This is a genomic window from Acidaminococcus sp. CAG:542 (assembly GCF_000437815.1).
Classification (GTDB): Bacteria; Bacillota; Negativicutes; order Acidaminococcales; family Acidaminococcaceae; genus Acidaminococcus.
Window position 1 is genome coordinate 537 of sequence record NZ_FR902034.1, and the last position, 2,825, is coordinate 3,361.

General features: G+C 59.3%; 1 protein-coding gene and 1 pseudogene. One reads left to right on the forward strand and one right to left on the reverse strand.

The window, feature by feature from the left end:
* Positions 1–417: 417 nt before the first annotated feature.
* Positions 418–786: pseudogene (locus tag QVO43_RS10105) on the forward strand (SLC13 family permease); the annotation flags it as partial.
* A 29-nt stretch (positions 787–815) separates the two neighbouring features.
* Here QVO43_RS10105 and malQ read toward each other — a convergent pair.
* On the reverse strand, positions 816–2,825 hold a 2,010-nt coding region (malQ, locus tag QVO43_RS02120), incomplete at its 5' end, for a 4-alpha-glucanotransferase (protein WP_288174337.1).

The following is a 2,825-nucleotide window of genomic DNA, read 5'->3' on the forward strand; positions in this document are numbered from 1 at the left end:
GGCCTGGCTGGCATCTCCATCAAAGAACTGCTCACCTTCTGCGCACCGCGCCTGTGGGTCCTGTCCTGGATTTCCCTGGCCTGCGGCCTGATGCTGGGTCTGTTCCATCTGTAAGATTCATAAAAAAAAGCCACCCCTTCGGGGGTGGTTTTTTTGTTACTGGTCCGCGTTTTCCCAAGAAGTTTTTATTGCTGTGAAAATCTGAAAACTATATCCATTCCCCAAGCCCCGCATGGCACCTTGTTCCTGGCCTGTTTTATAAGAATTTTCTTATATATCGCATATTTATATTTATATTAGTTTTCAGAAAGTTCATATGTTACCATGGTGGCGTAAGGAAAAGGATTCATCTTTCATCCGCTCCCGGATGCCTGCCCGCTCCGGAGGCAAAAATCCATTCAAAGGAGGAAATGCATTATGTTCTTGGGCATTGTTGGTTTCCTGATGGTTGTGATTATCGTGGCCGCTCTGATCCGCGGTAAATCCAACCCGGTACCTCTGTTTGTGATGGTACCTGTGATTGCGGCTCTCATCTGCGGGTTCTCCCCTGCGGAAATCTTTGGCTTTGTAAAAGCCGGGGTGAGCAAGACCTGGTCTACGGCTGTACTGTTCATCTTCTCCATCGTTTACTTCTCCATGATGGGTGATATGGGTCTGTTCGATCCCATGGTGAACTGGCTGGTGAAAAAAGCCGGTTCCAACATTGTGATGGTTACGGTGGCCACCGCCTGCATCGCTGTTATTTCCCACCTGGACGGCGCTCTGGCTTCCACCCTGCTGATCACCCAGCTGTCTGTTGACAGAATGGGCCCGCCTCAGCGGGCCCATTCCTTTACCATCTTCCTCAGCCGCTCTGCCAGTTTCTCTGTCAGCTGGCCTTTTTCCAGCTTCCACTGCCAGTTCCCGGTAGGGGTGCCCGGGGTGTTCATCCGGTATTTTCCCGGAAGGGCCAGCAGGTCCTGGGCAGGGACGATGGTCCAGCGGGCGTTCCGGCTGTACAGATACCGGATCAGGGGCTCCACCAGTTCTGCAGCCCGCTTCCGGTCCGGCACTCCGGCTTCCTGGGGCATTGCCATGGCCCAGATTTTCTGGAAGTCATCCTCCTCCAGGTCTTCCTGGAGCCACCCCACCAGGGTGTTGTTGTCATGGGTTCCGGTATAGGCCAGGCACCCGGGTTCCGTGGCAAAATCCCTGATTCCGTCCTCACGGGTCCGGCTGTGGAACTGGAGGATCCGCATTCCCGGCAACCCCAGTTTTTCCCGGAGCTCTGTCACATCCCGGGTGATGATCCCCAGGTCTTCCGCCACAAAGCCCAGGTCCGGCACGGCCTGCTCCACGGCTTCAAAAAGAGCCGCTCCCGGCCCCGGGATCCACCGGCCTTCCCGGGCATCCTGCGCTCCGGCTTTCACCCCCCAAACCGCTGCAAACCCCCGGAAATGGTCGATCCGGACCCAGTCTGCCTCTGTGGCCAGCACCTGGAACCGTTCCTGCCACCAGCGCCAGTTTTCCTTTTCCATAGCCTGCCAGTTGTACAAAGGGTTCCCCCACACCTGGCCCGTCCGGCTGAAATAATCCGGGGGTACTCCGGCCACTTCCGTGGGATATCCGTCCCCGTCCAGCTGGAACAGTTCCCGGTGAGCCCACACATCAGCACTGTCTGGTGCCACAAAGAGAGGCATATCCCCCAGGAGGGTGATGCCCCGGTCCCGGGCGGCCCGGCGGATCTGCTGCCAGGCTTTCCAGAACACGAACTGCCCTCCGGCGGCCCTGGTCATCTGGTCTGCCAGCTCCCGGCGGGCTTTCTCCAGGGCCTCCGGCTCCCGGTTTTTCAGTTCTTCCGGCCAGGTCTGCCAAGGCTGCCCGGGAAACCTGCCCTGGAGAGCCCGGAACAGGGCATAATCCTCCAGCCAGTACCGATTCTTCCGGCAGTATACGGCAAATTCCGGGTCCTCTTTCCGAGGCAGCGGGAAGGCCCCGGCAAACAGAGCTTCCTGACCTCCGAAAGCAGACTGGGACAAATAGGGAGAATCTCCCAGCCCTGGCGGATTGAGGGGCAGGATCTGCCAGATCTTCTGGCCGGCAGCCTGGAGGAAATCCAGGAACCCAAGAGCAGAAGCCAGGATCTCCCGGCCGTTTTCCCCGGGCAGGGAAGTGGAATGGAGGAGCACCCCGGCGCCCCGTTCCAGGAGCCTGCCAGGGGCCTTCTCCGGGGCTTTTTCCCGGCACCGGTACACTACAGCGCTCCGAGGCGGCAGATCCAGTACAAAGGAACCTCCCGTAACCGGCACCGGCTTTCTTTCCGTCTGCGTTGCTTCCAGCCAGTCCCCCAGGTTCCATACCGGTTCCAGTTCTCCGTACGCCAGGCCTTCCGTATCCACTTCCGCCTGGAGAGGCTGGTCTCCCCGGTTCAGGGCGATTACAAAGACTCCGTTTTCACCCGGCTGGCCGAACACGTCCCGGCCCCCTTCCAGGAACCTTCCATATACATACCCGTCTCCCCGGGCCCAGAAAGTCTGGAACCGTCCGGTAGACAGGGCAGTATGAGACCGGCGGAGCTGGATCAGGCTCCGGCAGCAGCCTTCCAGCTGTTTGTCCTCCTTCCCCCAGGGGAAGGGCTTCCGGTTCTCCGGGTCCCTGCCCCCGGTGAGCCCGGCTTCATCTCCGTAATACACTGCCGGAGCCCCGGGAAGGGTCATCTGCCAGGCCCGGAGGAGTCCGTTGAGCGCCCGGGCCTTTTTCGGTTCATACCGGGCTTCCAACAGAGTCCGGAGCCGCTCCACGTCATGGCTCCCCAAAAGGTTCAGCATGGCGTACAGATTCTCCCG